The 16,344-nt window shown below is 67.2% G+C and carries 19 protein-coding genes and 1 tRNA gene; 13 read left to right on the top strand and 7 right to left on the bottom strand.

Annotated features, from left to right (window positions below; genetic code table 11):
* Nucleotides 1-4 precede the first annotated feature (4 nt).
* From KTC28_RS00450 to KTC28_RS00480, 7 genes are all read left to right on the top strand, one after another.
* Nucleotides 5-1,138, top strand: coding sequence for a Re/Si-specific NAD(P)(+) transhydrogenase subunit alpha (locus tag KTC28_RS00450; protein WP_216708973.1), 1,134 nt, complete (start codon nt 5-7; stop codon nt 1,136-1,138).
* Nucleotides 1,139-1,384, top strand: a complete 246-nt coding sequence (locus tag KTC28_RS00455; protein WP_216708972.1) for a type II toxin-antitoxin system HicA family toxin — start codon at nt 1,139-1,141, stop codon at nt 1,382-1,384.
* Nucleotides 1,381-1,596 carry a type II toxin-antitoxin system HicB family antitoxin gene (locus KTC28_RS00460; RefSeq protein WP_216708971.1) on the top strand — a complete coding sequence of 72 codons (216 nt, stop codon included), beginning with the start codon at nt 1,381-1,383 and terminating at the stop codon, nt 1,594-1,596. Before KTC28_RS00455 ends, KTC28_RS00460 begins: the two co-directional genes overlap by 4 nt.
* Nucleotides 1,597-1,611: 15 nt before the next feature.
* Nucleotides 1,612-1,929 (top strand): NAD(P) transhydrogenase subunit alpha part 2, encoded by a 318-nt coding sequence (locus KTC28_RS00465; protein WP_216708970.1) that lies wholly within the window; start codon nt 1,612-1,614, stop codon nt 1,927-1,929.
* Nucleotides 1,930-1,951: 22 nt separating this feature from the next.
* A complete protein-coding gene (locus tag KTC28_RS00470; RefSeq protein WP_216708969.1) occupies nt 1,952-3,364 on the top strand; it encodes an NAD(P)(+) transhydrogenase (Re/Si-specific) subunit beta in 1,413 nt (470 codons plus the stop codon).
* Nucleotides 3,364-3,912: a superoxide dismutase family protein gene (locus KTC28_RS00475; RefSeq protein ID WP_216708968.1), complete on the top strand. Its 549-nt coding sequence runs from the start codon at nt 3,364-3,366 to the stop codon at nt 3,910-3,912. The genes KTC28_RS00470 and KTC28_RS00475 overlap by 1 nt, the downstream gene beginning before the upstream one ends.
* Before the next feature lie 56 nt (nt 3,913-3,968).
* Nucleotides 3,969-4,045, top strand: a tRNA-His gene (locus KTC28_RS00480).
* A 6-nt stretch (nt 4,046-4,051) separates the two neighbouring features.
* On the opposite strand, the gene mmsB is transcribed toward KTC28_RS00480, so the two are convergent.
* Genes mmsB through KTC28_RS00495 form a run of 3 tightly spaced genes read right to left on the bottom strand, consistent with a single transcriptional unit; the run spans nt 4,052 to nt 7,234 of the window.
* Nucleotides 4,052-4,984 carry a 3-hydroxyisobutyrate dehydrogenase gene (gene mmsB / locus KTC28_RS00485; RefSeq protein ID WP_255602153.1) on the bottom strand — a complete coding sequence of 311 codons (933 nt, stop codon included), beginning with the start codon at nt 4,982-4,984 and terminating at the stop codon, nt 4,052-4,054.
* Complete coding sequence (locus tag KTC28_RS00490; RefSeq protein ID WP_216708966.1) at nt 4,947-5,720, bottom strand: enoyl-CoA hydratase; 774 nt, start codon at nt 5,718-5,720, stop codon at nt 4,947-4,949. The genes mmsB and KTC28_RS00490 overlap by 38 nt, the downstream gene beginning before the upstream one ends.
* Before the next feature lie 5 nt (nt 5,721-5,725).
* Nucleotides 5,726-7,234: a CoA-acylating methylmalonate-semialdehyde dehydrogenase gene (locus tag KTC28_RS00495; protein ID WP_216708965.1), complete on the bottom strand. Its 1,509-nt coding sequence runs from the start codon at nt 7,232-7,234 to the stop codon at nt 5,726-5,728.
* Nucleotides 7,235-7,502: 268 nt separating this feature from the next.
* Between KTC28_RS00495 and KTC28_RS00500 the strand changes: the two genes are divergently transcribed.
* Entirely contained in the window at nt 7,503-7,907 is a 405-nt protein-coding gene (locus KTC28_RS00500) for a hypothetical protein (RefSeq protein ID WP_216708964.1), read from the top strand.
* Between the two features lie 211 nt (nt 7,908-8,118).
* Here KTC28_RS00500 and KTC28_RS00505 read toward each other — a convergent pair whose 3' ends face one another.
* Nucleotides 8,119-8,922, bottom strand: a complete 804-nt coding sequence (locus tag KTC28_RS00505; protein ID WP_216708963.1) for a sterol desaturase family protein — start codon at nt 8,920-8,922, stop codon at nt 8,119-8,121.
* 91 nt (nt 8,923-9,013) lie between these two features.
* Nucleotides 9,014-9,736 carry a PEPxxWA-CTERM sorting domain-containing protein gene (locus KTC28_RS22600; protein ID WP_255602155.1) on the bottom strand — a complete coding sequence of 241 codons (723 nt, stop codon included), beginning with the start codon at nt 9,734-9,736 and terminating at the stop codon, nt 9,014-9,016.
* Between the two features lie 292 nt (nt 9,737-10,028).
* On the opposite strand from KTC28_RS22600, the gene KTC28_RS00515 reads away from it, so the two are divergent.
* From KTC28_RS00515 to KTC28_RS00535, 5 genes are all read left to right on the top strand, one after another.
* A complete protein-coding gene (locus KTC28_RS00515) occupies nt 10,029-10,307 on the top strand; it encodes a hypothetical protein (protein ID WP_216708962.1) in 279 nt (92 codons plus the stop codon).
* Nucleotides 10,304-10,660 carry a PRC-barrel domain-containing protein gene (locus KTC28_RS00520; RefSeq protein WP_216708961.1) on the top strand — a complete coding sequence of 119 codons (357 nt, stop codon included), beginning with the start codon at nt 10,304-10,306 and terminating at the stop codon, nt 10,658-10,660. Before KTC28_RS00515 ends, KTC28_RS00520 begins: the two co-directional genes overlap by 4 nt.
* Nucleotides 10,661-10,726: 66 nt before the next feature.
* Nucleotides 10,727-11,767 carry a Leu/Phe/Val dehydrogenase gene (locus tag KTC28_RS00525; RefSeq protein ID WP_216708960.1) on the top strand — a complete coding sequence of 347 codons (1,041 nt, stop codon included), beginning with the start codon at nt 10,727-10,729 and terminating at the stop codon, nt 11,765-11,767.
* A 78-nt stretch (nt 11,768-11,845) separates the two neighbouring features.
* Nucleotides 11,846-14,122, top strand: a complete 2,277-nt coding sequence (locus KTC28_RS00530) for a xanthine dehydrogenase family protein molybdopterin-binding subunit (RefSeq protein WP_216708959.1) — start codon at nt 11,846-11,848, stop codon at nt 14,120-14,122.
* A complete protein-coding gene (locus tag KTC28_RS00535) occupies nt 14,119-15,459 on the top strand; it encodes a hypothetical protein (protein ID WP_216708958.1) in 1,341 nt (446 codons plus the stop codon). The genes KTC28_RS00530 and KTC28_RS00535 overlap by 4 nt, the downstream gene beginning before the upstream one ends.
* A gap of 23 nt (nt 15,460-15,482) precedes the next feature.
* On the opposite strand, the gene KTC28_RS00540 is transcribed toward KTC28_RS00535, so the two are convergent.
* Together KTC28_RS00540 and KTC28_RS00545 are read right to left on the bottom strand one after the other, a co-directional pair.
* Entirely contained in the window at nt 15,483-15,785 is a 303-nt protein-coding gene (locus KTC28_RS00540) for a hypothetical protein (protein ID WP_216708957.1), read from the bottom strand.
* Nucleotides 15,786-15,850: 65 nt separating this feature from the next.
* Nucleotides 15,851-16,336, bottom strand: coding sequence for a peroxiredoxin (locus KTC28_RS00545; RefSeq protein WP_216708956.1), 486 nt, complete (start codon nt 16,334-16,336; stop codon nt 15,851-15,853).
* Nucleotides 16,337-16,344: the final 8 nt, after the last annotated feature.

Below are 16,344 nucleotides of genomic sequence, written 5' to 3' on the forward strand. Positions count from 1 at the left end.
GTTGATGCGGATCGCGGTGTTGCGCGAGACGGCGGAGGCGGAACGTCGGGTCGCCGCGACCCCGGAAACCGTAAAGAAGCTGATTGCGCTCGGTGCCACAGTCGCCGTCGAGAGCGGCGCGGGCGATGGCGCGAATATCTCGGACAGCGCTTATAGCGACGCCGGCGCGACCGTTGACGGGCGCGATGCGACGATCGCGGGCAGCGACCTGATCCTCGGGGTACAGGGTCCTGACGTCGGCGGGCTGCGTGGAATTAAATCCGGCGCGATGCTCGTCGCGATCCTGTCGCCGTTCGCTCGGCGCGAAGAAATTAATACCTATGCCGCGAGCGGGCTGACGACGATGGCGATGGAGTTGATGCCGCGCATCACCCGCGCCCAGTCGATGGACGTGCTGTCGTCGCAATCGAACCTGTCGGGCTATAAGGCCGTCATCGACGCCGCCGAGTCGTACGGTCGTGCCTTTCCGATGATGATGACTGCGGCGGGAACGATCAGCGCCGCCCGCGTCTTCGTGATGGGGGTCGGCGTCGCCGGGCTGCAGGCGATCGCGACCGCCCGGCGCTTGGGCGCGCTGGTCAGTGCGACCGACGTCCGCGCCGCGACCAAGGAACAGATCGAGAGCCTCGGTGCGAAGGCGATCTTCGTCGAGGCGGTCAAGGGCATCGAGGGCGAGGGCAGCGGCGGCTATGCCACCGAAATGTCCGACGAATACAAGGCGGCGCAGGCGGCTTTGGTGTCGAGCCACATCGCCAAGCAGGACATCGTCATCACCACCGCGCTGATCCCCGGCCGCCCTGCTCCGCGCCTCGTCAGTGACGCCCAGATCGCAACGATGCGCGCGGGCAGCGTGATCGTCGACCTCGCGGTCGAAAGCGGCGGCAATGTGGAGGGTTCGGTCGTCGGTGCCGCCCCGGTCGTCCACGGCGTGACGATCATCGGCCACCGCAACATGCCGAGCCGCCTCGCCGCCGACGCGAGCGCTTTATACTCGCGCAACCTGTACAACTTCATCGCGGCGTTCTGGGACAAGGACGCGGCGACGGTGGTGTTCCCGGCGGACGACGATATCGTCAAGGGTGTGACGCTGACCCGCGATGGCGCGGTGGTGCATGAGCGGTTGGCTACGGCAGCATAGGTGGCCAATGCCAAGTTGCTCGACCGGATGCGGGCCAACCCGCGCGACTGGCGGATCGAAGATGTCGCGAGCGTCTGCGCGGCGTTCGGCGTCGGTTGCACACCCCCGCGCAACGGGTCACACTATAAGATCAAGCATGGCGACATGGCGTCGATCCTGACCATCCCCGCGCACCGGCCGATCAAGCCGGTCTACATCCGCGACCTGGTCCGGTTCATCGACGCCGTTGGAAAGGGCGAGAAATGAGGCCGCAGGACTATGAGGTCGACATCATCCCGCTGTCGCCCGCGGATGGCGGCGGCTTTACCGGCATCGCGCCCGAACTTCCCGGCTGCCGCTCCGACGGCGCGACGCCCGAGGAGGCGCTCGCCAATACCTATGATGCGATCGGCTGCTGGCTCGAAGCCGCCGAAGAGATGGGCCGCGCTGCCCCCTTGCCCCGCCGCATCGCTGCCTGAGCCGAGGACCGATCCATGGAACACCTGATCCCCCAGCTCTCGATCTTCGTCCTCGCCTGCTTCGTCGGCTATTACGTCGTCTGGAGTGTGACCCCAGCGCTGCACACCCCGCTGATGGCGGTGACCAACGCGATCTCGAGCGTCATCATCGTCGGCGCGCTGGTCGCCGCGAGCGCCGCGTCGGGCGGGTCGGAGATTTCGAAGTGGCTCGGGCTCGGCGCGGTGGTGCTGGCGTCGGTCAACATCTTCGGCGGCTTCGCGGTGACGCAGCGGATGCTCGGCATGTACAAGAAGAAAGAGCGCAAGGCCCCGGTCGCACCGGCGGCAAAATAATGGCGCTCAGGGGGCACGCACAATGACCGAAGCCATCGCCCAGACTCCCGCGTGGGTCGCACTCGCCTATCTCGTCGCGGGGGTGCTGTTCATCCTTGCGCTCCGCGGCCTGTCGTCGCCCGAGACGTCGCAGCAGGGCAACCGCTTCGGCATGATCGGCATGCTGATCGCGGTCGTCACGACGCTGATCGTCCACGGCGTCGGGCTGCCGCTGATCGTCGCCGCGATCGCGATCGGCGGCGGGATCGGCTATGTCATCGCCCGGCGGATCGCGATGACCGACATGCCGCAGCTCGTCGCGGGCTTCCACAGTCTCGTCGGCCTCGCCGCGGTGCTGGTCGCGATCGCAGCCTATCTAAACCCGGGCGCGTTCGGCATCTTGAACGCCGATGCGAGCGACATCGCGACGTCGAGCAAGATCGAGATGGGCCTTGGCGTCGCGATCGGCGCGATCACCTTCTCGGGGTCGATCATCGCCTTCCTCAAGTTGAACGGCAACATGGGCGGCAAGCCGATCCTGCTGCCGGCGCGGCATGTCATCAACATTGCACTGTTAGCGGCGATCCTGGTCCTCGTCGGAGTGTTCGGGCTGCACACGCCCGTGCTGTTCGCGGTGATCGTCGTCGCGGCGCTCGCGCTCGGCTTCCTGCTGATCATCCCAATCGGTGGGGCCGACATGCCGGTCGTCGTATCGATGCTCAACTCATATTCGGGCTGGGCGGCGGCGGCGATGGGGTTCACGCTGCAAAACACCGCGATGATCGTCACCGGTGCGCTGGTCGGGTCGTCGGGCGCCATTCTTTCCTACATCATGTGCCGAGCGATGAACCGCAGCTTCATCAGCGTCATCGCCGGTGGTTTCGGCGGCGATGCGGCGGGTCCCGCCGGGGCCGCGGGCGAGGCCAAGCCGTACAAGCGCGGGTCGGCCGAAGACGCCGCCTTTGTCATGAAGAACGCCGAGAGCGTCATCATCGTCCCCGGCTACGGCATGGCGGTCAGCCAGGCTCAGCACGCACTCCGCGAGATGGGCGACCTGCTGAAGAAGGAAGGCGTCAGCGTCAAATACGCGATCCACCCTGTCGCCGGGCGGATGCCGGGACACATGAACGTCCTGCTCGCCGAGGCGAACGTTCCCTATGACGAGGTCTTCGAGCTCGAGGACATCAACGGCGAATTCGCGCAGGCCGACGTCGCCTTTGTCATCGGCGCGAACGACGTCACCAACCCGCTCGCCAAGACCGACAAGACCTCGCCGATCTACGGGATGCCGGTGCTCGACGTCGAAAAGGCCAAGACCGTGTTGTTCGTCAAGCGCAGCATGGGCGGCGCGGGCTATGCCGGAGTCGACAATCCGGTCTTCTACATGGACAATACGATGATGCTGCTGGCCGACGCCAAAAAGATGGTCGAGGCAATCAACAAGGATCTCGGCTGATGCGCCACGCACTCGCTGTCATCGTCCCCCTCGCGATCCTCGCCGGGTGCAGTCATCCGGGTACCTCACTTGGCTCGACCCGCGTCGGGCCGCCGCCGATCGAGGCGACGACGCAGCTACTCGGGCCGAACGGCGAGTTGCGCGGCACCGCGACGCTCAGCCAGCGCCCCGAGGGGACGCTCGTTCGCGCGCGGATCGAGGGGATGATTGCGGGCACGTACGCGATCCATCTGCACAGCGTCGGCAAGTGCGAGGGGCCGAAGTTCACAAGCGCCGGCGGGCACTTCAACCCGACGATGAAGATGCACGGCAAGGACAACCCGATGGGGCCTCACCTCGGCGACCTGCCGAATGTCGTCGTCGGCCCAGGCGGTACCGGGACGGTCGACTTCACCGTGCCCGGGCTGATGCTCGTCGGCGGCACTGCGCCATTACTCGACGCCGATGGCGCGGCGGTGGTGCTCCACGCCAGTCCCGACGATTACAAGACCGACCCAAGCGGAGCGAGCGGCGACCGGATCGCCTGCGGCGTCTTGGCGGCGCGGTAGTTTCCTTGACGAATCGCCGGTCGAGCCCCTAAGGCGTCTTTCGCCGTGCGCGCATGGCGACCATAGCTCAATTGGTTAGAGCGCCGGCTTGTGGTGCCGGAGGTTGCGGGTTCGATCCCCGTTGGTCGCCCCAGTGCCTTTAGTTCCAGCTTCCGTCGAGCAGCTTGGTCACTGCCGAGAAGTCTTTACCTGCACCGCCGAGGCCGACGAACATCTGGTAGAGCGCTTCGGCCTGTGCGCCCATCGGCACAGCTGCGCCGACCGACTGCGCCGCCTCGACCGCGAGCTTCAAGTCCTTGAGCATCAACGCCGAAGCGAAGCCGCCTTCGTAATCGCGGTTCGACGGGGCGGCGGGGACCGGGCCGGGGACGGGGCAATAGCTCGTCATCGACCAGCACTGGCCGCTCGCCTTCGAGCTGATGTCGAAGAAGGTCTGGGCGTCGAGGCCGAGCTTCTGCGCGAGCACGAACGCCTCCGCCGTCGCCACCATCGACGCGCCTAACAGCATGTTATTGCAGATCTTTGCAGCCTGCCCCGCCCCGGCATTGCCGGCGTGGATGACGACTTTGCCCATATTTTGCAGGATCGGTTCGGCGCGGGCGAAGGCGTCGTCGAGGCCACCGACCATGAAGGTCAGCGTTCCCGCATTTGCCGCCGCTATCCCGCCCGAGACCGGGGCGTCGACCATCGCCAGACCGCGCTCCGCGGCGGCGGAAGCCACTGATTTTGCTGTGGCAACGTCGATCGTCGAGCAGTCGAGCAGCAGCGCTTGCGGGTGGGCGGCGGCGAAGACCTCGTCCTCGTAGACGCTGCGGACGTGGGTTCCGGCGGGGAGCATCGTCACCACCGCATCGGCTCCGGCGACCGCTGCCGCCGCCGATTCGGCACGCGCACAACCACCCGCACAGGCCCGCTCCAAGGCGGCACTCGACAGGTCGTACGCAGTCACGACATGCCCGGACTTGGCGAGGTTGACGGCCATCCCGCCGCCCATGTTGCCGAGCCCGATAAAGCCGATTTTCACGCTGCTACTCCTATTCGCCGGTCCACGCCGCCGGACGCTTGGCGACAAACGCCGCCATGCCTTCCTTCTGGTCGCTGCTGCCGAACAGGCCGTGGAACAGCCGCCGTTCGAACGCGACGCCTTGTGCGAGCGTCGTCTCGAACGCGGCGTTGACCTGCTCCTTGACCGCGATCGCGGCGAGCGGGGCCATTGCCGCGATCGTCGCCGCGGTCGCCATCGCCGCCTCGACGAGTTCTGCCGCGGGCACGACGCGCGCGACGAGGCCGGCCGCCTCGGCCTCGGCCGCGCCCATCATCCGCCCGGTCAGGCACATCTCCATCGTCTTTGCCTTGCCGATCGCGCGCGCCATCCGCTGGCTGCCGCCCATGCCGGGGGTGACGCCGAGCTTGATCTCGGGTTGGCCGAACTTCGCGCTGTCGGCGGCGATGATGAAATCACACATCATCGCCAGCTCGCAGCCGCCGCCGAGCGCGAACCCCGCGACCGCCGCGATCACCGGTTTCCGCGTCGCCGTCACCCGGTCATAGCCCGCGAAGAAATTGCTGCCGTACATCGCGGCGAACGACTGGCCCGCCATTTCCTTGATGTCGGCCCCGGCGGCAAACGCCTTCTCGCTCCCGGTGATCACCGCGCACCCCTGCCCCGGATCGGCGTCTAACGCCGCGAGCGCCGCGGTCAGGTCGGCGAGCACCTGTCCGTTGAGCGCATTGAGCGCCTGCGGCCGGTTGAGCCGGATCAGCGTGACGCGGTCGGTGGTTTCGACGAGCAGGGTTTCGTAGGTCATGGAGCTCACTTCATCGTCGGAATGACGAAGCTGCTATCGGTCACCGCCGCCCCCGCGTCGAGGCTCGGCCAGCGCTGCGTCACGGTCTTGAGCCGGGTGTAGAACCGCACCCCCTCCGTCCCGTGGATGCCGGTGTCGCCGAATGCCGAACGCTTCCACCCGCCGAAGCTGTGGTACGCGACCGGGACCGGGATCGGCACGTTGATCCCGACCATGCCGACGTCGACGCTCGCGGCGAACTCGCGCGCGGCGGGGCCGTTCCTCGTGAAGATCGCGACGCCGTTGCCGTACTGGTGCTTCGACGGCAGGCTGATCGCCTCGGCGAGCGACTCGGCGCGGACCATCTGCAGGACCGGGCCGAAAATCTCGTCCTGATACGACTGCATGTGCGGCTTGACGTGGTCGAACAGCGTCGGCCCGACGAAGAAGCCGCCCTCGTGCCCCTGCAGGCTGAACCCGCGCCCGTCGACAACGAGCTCGGCGCCGTCGTCGACGCCCATTCCGATATAGCTCTCGATCCGCTCGCGGTGCGCCGCGCTGACCACCGGGCCGTAATGCGCGTCGAGGTCGGTCGAGACGCCGAGGCGGAGCTTGGCGATCTCGGGGAGCAGGCGTTCGCGCAACTCGTCAGCGGTCGCCTTGCCGACCGGCACGACCACCGGCAGCGCCATGCACCGCTCGCCCGCCGAGCCGAACGCCGCACCGACGAGGTCGGCCACCGTCTGGTCCATGTCGGCGTCGGGGAGGACGACGCCATGGTTCTTCGCGCCGCCCATCGCCTGGACCCGCTTTCCCGCCGCGACGCCGCGCCGGTAGACGTAATGCGCGATGTCCGACGAGCCGACGAAGCTGACTGCCTTGACGTCGGGGTGGTCGAGGATCGCGTCAACCGCGACCTTGTCGCCGTGGACGACGTTGAGGATGCCCGCCGGCAATCCGGCTTCGAGCATCAGTTCGCCCAGCCTCAGCGGCAGCGACGGGTCGCGCTCGCTCGGCTTGAGGATGAAGGCGTTGCCGCAGGCGATGGCGACGCCGAACATCCACATCGGGATCATCGCCGGGAAGTTGAACGGGGTGATCCCGGCGACGACGCCCAACGGCTGGCGCATCGAATAGACGTCGATCCCGGGACCCGCGCCCTGCGTGTATTCGCCCTTGAGCAGATGCGGGATGCCGCAGGCGAATTCGATCACTTCGAGCCCGCGCTGGATGTCGCCGCGCGAGTCGGCGATGACCTTGCCGTGCTCGGCCGACAGCATGTGCGCGAGGCTGTCCATCTCGGCCTCGACGAGCGCCTTGAACGCGAACATCACCCGTGCGCGCCGCTGCGGATTGGTCGCGCCCCATGCCGGTTGCGCTTCGACCGCGTTCGCCACCGCCGCGTCGAGATCGGCGGCACTCGCCAGGGCGACGCGCGCCTGCACCTGGCCCGTGTTCGGGTCGAACACATCCAACGTGCGGCTCGAGGTTCCGGCGGTGGCGCTGCCGCCGATCAGATGAACGATATCACGCATTGCGACTCTCCCGCGCCGGTCTCCGCCAGCGGACGCGGTCGCTGTTCCATGCCGGGGCGATGCCGACAAGGGGCGTATTGGCGCGTGAGCGCATAAACGGGCTTGTCTGCATTGGGGTGGGAAGCGGACGGCAGCTTTGTGGCGAAGCAGACGAGCGTTACGGCCGACGATAGAATGCGCAGGCCTAAGGCAATGATCGATATTCTTGGCGACTCGCGCGGACTGGTCGCCGGGGGCAATGCCTATGTTGGATATATGAGGTAGTCTGATGCGCCTTTCGATCAGCCTGGTTTTGCTCGGCGTCTTCGCGTGGCTGGTCGGCGGCGTCTTTGCATTTCAGCGGCATCAAAACGACGCGCAGCCGCATGAGATCGCTCGAGGGGTTGTGAGCCGGCTCGACCCGGCACCGTATCACGCGCATGTGACCGTGACGCCCGCGCGGGGTGCGCCGTTCACGTGGTTCACCGCGTCCCGCACGCCGCTCCAGGTCGGCCAGGTCGTCGATGTCCGCCTGTCGCCCGGTGCGCCCGAAACCGCAGAGTTGGTGGAAGGCACCGGCTATGGAACCGCGATCGACCTCGGACTCATCGGCCTCGCCCTGCTCATCGGCGCGCTGATTGCGCCATGGCTGCTCGCGCGCTTTCCCGGGATCTTCGCTTCGCCCATTCGGTAAACCGATGCGGCACAAGCGTCTGCTGCGTCTCGTCATCGTAAGTGAGTGATCACGCCCGGAGCTGCGAGTATTGCTCGGGTCGCCCTACCAGGGGGCAGCGCGATCATTGGGGAAGGCGGAAGAATGATAGCTGAAATTGGCGCGGCCTATGGCGGACCCTGGGCGCTTGCCGACCTTCAAGCTAACGAGCCTACAACCCAGCGCCGCGAAGTCAGCGCGGCGTCAGCGGCTGGATCAGTTGCTCGTGCATCCGGGCGGGGACGGGGTGGTCGGTGCCGTATTCCTCGGGCCATTCGCGGGGGACGTAATAGCTGCCGAACAGGCGGTCGACGAAGGGCAGCATCGCCGAATAATTGCGGTCGATATGGTCGCGGCGGGTGTGGTGCCAGTGGTGGAACGCCGGGGTGGCGATGATGTGTTCGAGCCAGCCGAAGCGCCATTTGACGTTGGCGTGGATGAAGAAGCCCCAGAAGGTGCCGACGAAGACGACGATCAAAGGCACGATGTCGAGCTTGCCCGACAACGGGCTGGCGAGGCCGAGGACGTAGAGCGGGACGAGCCCGACGAACTTGCCGAAGACCATGTCGACCGGGTGCGCGCGGGTGTTGACCAGCCAGTCGAGATGCTCGGCGCTGTGGTGGAGCGCATGGAATTTCCACAGGAACGGGATCTCGTGGCTCCAGCGGTGACCCCAGTAGAAGCCGATCTCGCCGACGACGAGCGACGCGACGATCCGCCAGCCGAGCGACAGCTCCGCGCTGAATGCCTGAACCTGCGACGGCACGATGTGGTGGACGCCGAGCGCGACGATCGCCATCGGCACGCCGAGCAGAATGCCGGGCAACAGGCTCGAGATGAAGTACCAAACGAGGTCGGTGCCGATCCCGGCGCGTCGGACCTTCGCCTCGCGCAGCGTGAACAGCCGCTCGAGCGGAACGAAGACGACCGCGAGAATGACGAGCCAGAGGCACAGCCGGAGGATATCGACGGCGAAGGTCTGGATCTGGTGCGGCATCGTTCCCGCCACTTAGCCCAAAACTGCGCAATCGTCGACGGTGACCGGGCCAAGCATAGTGCTTAACCCGGTCATCGCCAGTGTCGCAGGCCTAGGCGGCAACCGTACCGCGGCGACCGGCGCGCATCGCGCCGCCGACGAGGCCGAGGCCGCCGATCATCATCGCCCATGTCGCGGGCTCGGGAACCGTCCCCGACACGCCGTCGAGCAGCGAGAAGGGCGGCTTGCCCTCGGGCGTGCCGAGCGCGAGGAACGACAGGACTTCGGTCGTGCCCGTCGCGGTGAAGGTGAAGCTCTCGTGCATCCAGCCGCTGAAGCTGTGGCTCGGATTCAAGTATTTCGCCGTCGAGATCGTCTGGTTGCCGAGGCTGACCAGCCATTTTTCGGTCGTGTCTCCAGAGAAGCCAGTCTGCTGCGCAGCGGCCCAGTCGAACGAAACGGTAAACGCCTTGCCGATCTTCAAGCCCGTAATCGTCTGCTGGATCGGCGCGGTCTCGTAAGCGCCGTCGGCGGCGACGAAGTTACCGCCGGTCGGGCTGTTCGCGAAAAGGTCGTTGCCGCCGTTATGCGAGCCCCAGAGCGAAAGATTGCCCGACTCGCCCGACGAGCCGGTGGTGTCCGCCGTGCCCGCTCCGAAGACGAAGTTGTAGCCGTTCGACGACCAGCCGGTCGCGATCGTCTGATGGTCGAACTGGCCCGAGCCAGCCGTCGTGGTTTCGAAGTCGCCGTTGACGACGAGGTTGGTTCCGGCAGCAGCCGGAACGGCGACCGCGCCGAGCGCGAGCGCGGCAGCAAGAATTGGCAGGAAGCGCATTTAAGACCCTTTTTGATGACTACCGTCGGTGCCGCATGCGCGGCACTCACCGAATATCCTGCAAAGTGCGTGCCAACGCCCCGGATCAAGGTCGTTTAGGCGCCTGCCTATCGTTATGAGTGCGTTACGACTTAATTAACGGCTCATCCCCACGCGCGGGAAATTATTTCTTAATTCTTGCTAACGCATAACTGTCGGTGGGCTTTACACTTTGCCAAATCGCCGCACGGAACTGCGATAGTCGGAGCGCTTTTGTGCACCGCTGGGTTAGCGAATTTGGGAAGCAGCACGGATGGAGCAAATCGCCAATTGGGTCGCGCCGATCGCGACGACGCTTGCCGCACTATTGGTCGCGGCGAACCTCGGGGCGCGGATCACCGGCATCGGCTTCATCGCGTTTGCGGTCGGGTCGGTCGGCTGGATGGTGATCGGCGCGGCCACGGGGCAGGCGAATTTGATTTGGCAGAACGCGGTGCTGTTGCTCGTCAACATTCTCGGCGTCTGGCGGTGGCTCGGCCTGCGCGCGCGCTACGACAAGGGCGCCGCCGCCGCGACGCGGGCAACGCTGTGAGCGTCGATCGCGCGCATGTCCCCGGGTGCGACGACGCCGCGCTGACTCCGTTGAGCCTGTTCGTCGGGGCCAGCGTCGCCGGACCCGACGGCCAGGCGGTCGGGACGATCGCCGACGTGATGATGGCCGCCGCCGAGGGCCGTATCGTCTATGTCGCGCTGAGCGTCGGCGGCATCGTCGGCATCGGCGAGCGGCTGTTCGCAGTCCCGTGGGGCGCGTTCGTCGTCGATCCCGCCAACGGCGCGCTCTCGGTCCGGGAAACCGCGGGGTTCGATGGCCCGGGCTTCGACAAGGACGAATGGCCGTGTGTCGCCGACACCAATTTCTTACCGCACCGACTCGTTTCGGCGTAGAGACTTCCCCGAGGCACGTGGTTCGTTTATTGCGCGCGCCTGTTCGATAATTACAGGCCCATCGCCATGCTGTTCGATGCCCCCGACTTCGACGCCCATGAAGGCGTCCATTTCTTCGACGATCCGGCGAGCGGGCTCAAGGCGATCATCGCGGTTCATTCGACGCATCGCGGCCCCGCGGCGGGCGGCTGTCGCTGGTGGACCTATGTCGACGACGAAGCGGCGCTGACCGATGCGCTGCGGCTGTCGCGGGGCATGAGCTACAAGAACGCAATGGCGGGGCTCGCGGTCGGCGGCGGCAAGGGTGTCATCCTCAAGGCGGGTCACGGGCCGAAGTCCGAGGCGCTGCTCGAAGCATTCGGCGCGGCAATCGACTCGCTCGGCGGCAAGTACGTCACCGCCGAAGACGTCGGCATGTCCGACGCCGACATGACGGTCATCGCGCGGAAGACGAAGTTCGTCTCGGGGCTGCCGGTCAGCGGCGGCGCGGCGGGGGGCAATCCCGGGCCGTCGACCGCGCAAGGCATCTTCCTCGGCATCCGCGCCGCGGTCCGCCACAAGCTCGGCAAGAGCGACTTCGCGGGCGTCCATGTCGCGATCCAGGGGCTCGGCAGCGTCGGCGGCGGGGTCGCCGAGCGACTCGCGGCCGCGGGGGCCAAGCTGACCGTCGCCGACATCGACGAGGCGCGCGCCGCCCGAATGGCGGCGTCGCTCGGCGCGACTCATGTCACGGTGGAGGAGATCACGCGGGTCAGCGCCGACGTGTTCAGCCCGAACGCGCTCGGCGCGGTGCTCGACGCCGACACTATCGCCAACCTCGACGTCGCGATCGTCGCGGGGGCGGCGAACAACCAGCTGGCGACCCCGGCCGATGGGGCGCGGGTCAAGGCGCGCGGCATCCTGTACGCGCCGGACTATGTCATCAACGCGGGCGGCATCATCAACGTCGTCGCGGAATATCTGGGCGACGGGGACGCCGATGCGGTCGCGGCGCGGATCGCCGAGATCGAGCCACGCCTCGCGGCGATCTTCGCCGAAGCCGACGCGAGCGGGCGGACGACCGATGCGGTGGCGGACGCGATGGCGCGGAAGTTGATCGGCCGGTAACCTCCGGCGAGGATTTTTGGCGCGACCCGTGCCCCGCCACCCGCTAAAGTGGCGCGTCACGCCCGCGAGGAATCCCGCATGAAGTTCGGAATCGGCCAGTCCCCGAAGCGCGTCGAGGATTTCCGCCTGCTGACCGGCAACGGCCGCTTCACCGACGACATCCAGCTTGCGGGCGCACTGTTCGCCGCGACGGTCCGCTCACCGTACGGCCACGCCCGGATCGCGTCGATCGACACCAGCGACGCGAAAGCGGTCCCCGGGGTTGTCGCGGTCTATACCCACGCCGACATCGCGCATTATGGCGTCATCCCGTGCCTCGTCCCGTTCTCGGGCAAGGTCACGACACCGCACGCAATGCTGACCGGCGACAAGGCGCGCTTCGTCGGCGACGGCATCGCTTTCGTCGTCGCCGAGACGCGTGAGGCCGCACGCGCGGGCGCCGACGCCGTCATCGTCGACTATGACGAACTCCCCGCCGTCACCACCATCGCCGACGCCATCGCCCCCGGCGCGACCAAGGTGTGGGACGACGCCCCGTCGAACGACCTGTTCGCCTTCCCGCTCGGCGACGGCGATGCGGCCACCGCGGCAATCGGTGCCGCCGCGCACGTCACCCGCCTCCGCATCGTCCAGAACCGCGTCGCGCCGACGTCGATGGAGGTCCGTGCCGCGGTCGGCGATTATAGCGAAGCCGACGGCTTCACCCTCGATTTCGGCGGGCAGGGCGTCGCCTCGGCGCGCAAGATGGTCGCCGGGATCATGGGCGTCGGACCCGACAAGGTCCGCATTCGCTGCGGCGACGTCGGCGGCGGGTTCGGCATGAAGGCGTTCCTCTACCCCGAATATCTCCTCGTCCTCCACGCCGCGCGCGACCTCGGCCGCCCGGTCAAGTGGACCGGCGAGCGCGGCGATGCGTTCCAGTCGGACACGCACGGCCGGGCGATGGTCAGCGACGCCGCGATCGGCTTCGACGCCGATGGCCTGATCACCGCACTCCAGGTCGAGACGTGGAGCGACCTCGGCGCGTACCAGTCGCAATTCGGCCCCGCGATCCAGACCGTGGCCGGCGGGCGCATCCTCGGCGGCGTCTACCGCATCCCGGTGATCCACAACCTCGTCCACGGCATCATGACCAACACCACGCCGGTCGACGCGTATCGCGGCGCGGGACGCCCCGAGGCGGCGTATATCGTCGAGCGGCTGGTCGAGGCCGCCGCGCGCGAGCTGGGGATCGGGGTCGACGAGATCCGCCGCAAAAACCTGCTGCGCCCCGATGAACTGCCGCACGCCAACGGGCTCGGCCTGACCTTCGACATCGGCAACTTCCCGGCGGTGCTCGACAAGGCCTTGTCGAACGCCGACTGGGCGGGCTTCCCCGAGCGCAAGTCGGCAGCGGCGCGCAAGGGCCTCCGCTACGGGCGCGGCATCGCTTATTACGTCGAGATCGCCGGCGGCGGCTCGACCGAGGAATTCGCCGACATCCGCGTCGGCACGGACGGCATCGTCGAGGCGGCGGTCGGCACCCAGTCGAACGGCCAAGGCCACGAGACCGCGTACGCGCAGGTCCTCGCCGACCGGCTCGGCCTGCCGATGGAGTCGATCCGCATCGTCCAGGGCGACACCGACCGGCTCGAGGAGGGCAACGGCACCGGCGGGTCGCGCAGCCTTGCATGGGGCGGCGGCGCGGTGATCGAGGCGGGCGACGACATGGTCAAGCGCGGGATCGAGCTGGCGAAGGCCGACCTCGACGTCGCCGACGTCGACTATGCCGAGGGCGTGTTCGGTGCGCGCGGCACCAACCGCACCGTTAGCCTCGCCGAACTCGCGGCGAAACACCCCGGCGGGCTCGACGGTCGCGCCACCTACAAGCCCGAAAGCCCGCGCCCGACCTTTCCAAACGGCTGCCACGTCGCCGAGGTCGAGATCGACCCCGCGACCGGCACGACCAAGGTCGTCCGCTACAGCCTCGTCGACGATTTCGGCGTGCTGATGAACCCGATGCTCGTCGAGGGGCAGATCCACGGCGGCGTCGCGCAGGGGCTCGGACAGGTTCTGCTCGAGGACATCGTCTACGGCGACGGCGCGCAGCTTTTGACCGGATCGTTCATGGACTACGGCGTTCCGCGTGCCGACGACATGCCGCCGGTGATCGGCTTCGCCACGCTCGGCACGCCGTCGCCGACCAACCCGCTGGGGGTCAAGGGCTGCGGCGAGGCGGGGACGATCGGCGCGATGCCGTCGATCATGAACGCGATCATCGATGCGCTCGACGGCACCCAGCTCGAGATGCCCGCGACGATCGAGAAGGTCTGGCGCATCTGCCGCAGCCTCGATGTCGCGGAGGCCGCCGAATGAGCCTCGCACAACTTTGGGCGATCTTCCGCGCAGCGTGGCTGTCGATCGCGGCGATGGTCGTCGTCGCCAGCCTGACCGCGTATCTGTTCTCGTCGTCGCTGCCGAAGGCGTATTCGGCAAAGGCGCGCGTCATGCTCAATATCGGCAATAGCGACCCGACCCAATATTCGGCGCTCGGTGCGAAAACCGAGGACACCTATATCGCCACGCAGATCAAACTGGTCAGCGACGACGCCGTGATGCGCGATGTCGTCACCAAGCTCGGCTGGCCAACCGATCCCGCCGTGATCAGCGCGTGGGAACAGTCGACCGGCGGCATGGGTGACGTCACGAACTGGGCCGCCGCGCGGATCAGGGGCAATGTCGCGGCGGTCCCGTTCGAGGACAGCTCGATCATCGAAATCTATTACTCCGCCGAATCGGTGGATACCGCCAAGGCGATCGTCGCGCTGATCCGTACGGCGTATATCGACAACGACTTGCGGCTGCGCGCCGAGGCCGCGCGCAAGGCATCGTCATGGAACCGGACCGTCGCGGCCCAGGCGCTGATCGCGCTGCAAAAGTCCGAGGCCGAGCGTGCCGCCTTCCTCAAGGCCAATGACATCCCGATCGATACGAGCAACGGCAGCCTCGAGACGCGCGAACTGACCGCGTTGCGGGCCCAGACGATCCCGGCCGAGATGGGCTCGATCGATCCGCCGACCACGCCGTTGATGGGCAAGCTCAAGAATAATATCGCGGCGCTCGATGCGCAGATCGCCGTCATGACCGCCGATCGCGGCCTAAGCGATCCAGTGATGCAGAGCGCGATGGCGCAGCGCGATGTGCTCCGCACCCAGCTCGCGCACGAAACCGATTTCGCCAACGCGGGGAACAACGCCACCGACGCGCAGATCGCCGCCAACCGCGTCCTGCGCGACCGCCAGTATCTCGAAGCACGGCTGCGGATTCTCGATCGGGGGCCGGTGTACGACAAGCTGGCGGCGATCGACCGCGATCTTGCGCTGCGTGAAAAGCTCTACAAGAACGCCGCACAGCGCGTGCAGGATTTCGAGGCGGTCGCCGCGGCGCCGAGCGGGCTTCAGGTCATTGGCGATGTCATCGCCAACGACGACATGATCTACCCCAACATTCCGCTGACGGTCGGCCTGGCGGCGGGGATCAGCCTCGGGCTCGGGCTGGCGATCGCGCTGTTCAGCGAAATGCTGCGACGCATGGTCCGCGGTGCCGACGACCTTGAATTCTACAGCGGGGTGCCAGTGATGGCGGTGATCGCATCGACGCCGCCCGCCAAAAGCTGGTTCCGGCGGTTCGGCAGGCTGCGCCCGGCGCTCTAGCGTCGCGGGCGCGAGGGGGCCGCCTACTGCGGCGACGCGGGCCGGCAGGCGGCCAGCCCCGGCGTCGAACAATGCATCGCGCGCATCGTCGCGACCGCCGCAAGGTCGAGCCTGCGCTCGACGATCGCGGCGTCGAGCACCACGCCGAGCGCGACATCATCGCCGCCGAGGCATCGCCAGAACAGGTCGTAGACATCGGGCCGGGGTGGCAGCCGCGTCAGGACGAGCAACGCGCGAATCCGGTCGAAGCGCATCAGCGGCGCTTCCTCGATCTCGGCGTCGATCTCGGCGGGCCGAACCGCCGTCGACATTTCGGTGTGATACACTGCCCGCTCCCGTTGCCGCCCACCGCTTAACGGCGGTGGGCGGCACGGGTGTAGCTGGAGCCGTACTAAGCGAGCTGGCCCATCAGATGCTCGGCCGACGACACCTGGAATGCGCCGGGCTCCTCGATGTTAAGCTGCTCGACGACGCCGTTGCGGACGAGCATCGAGAAACGCTGGCCGCGCATGCCCATGCCGAACTTGCTGCCGTCCATCGTCAGGCCGAGCGCCTTGACGAAGTCGCCATTGCCGTCGGCGAGCATCGTGACCTTGCCCGCCGCGCCGGCGCTCTGGCCCCATGCGCCCATGACGAAGGCGTCGTTGACCGACACGCAGACGATCTCGTCGACGCCGGCCGCCTTGATCGTGTCGGCGTTCGAGATGTAGCCCGGCAAATGCTTCGCCGAGCAGGTCGGGGTGAAGGCGCCCGGAACCGAAAACAGCGCGACGGTCCGCCCGGCGAACAGCGCCTCGGTCGACAGCGGCTGCGGGCCGGCTTCGGTGGCCTTGATCAGCGTCGCTGATGGCACGGCATCGCCTACCTTGATCGTCATGCTTAATC

Origin of the sequence: Polymorphobacter megasporae (assembly GCF_018982885.2) — a bacterium.
In the GTDB taxonomy this organism is placed as follows: domain Bacteria; phylum Pseudomonadota; class Alphaproteobacteria; order Sphingomonadales; family Sphingomonadaceae; genus Polymorphobacter_B; species Polymorphobacter_B megasporae.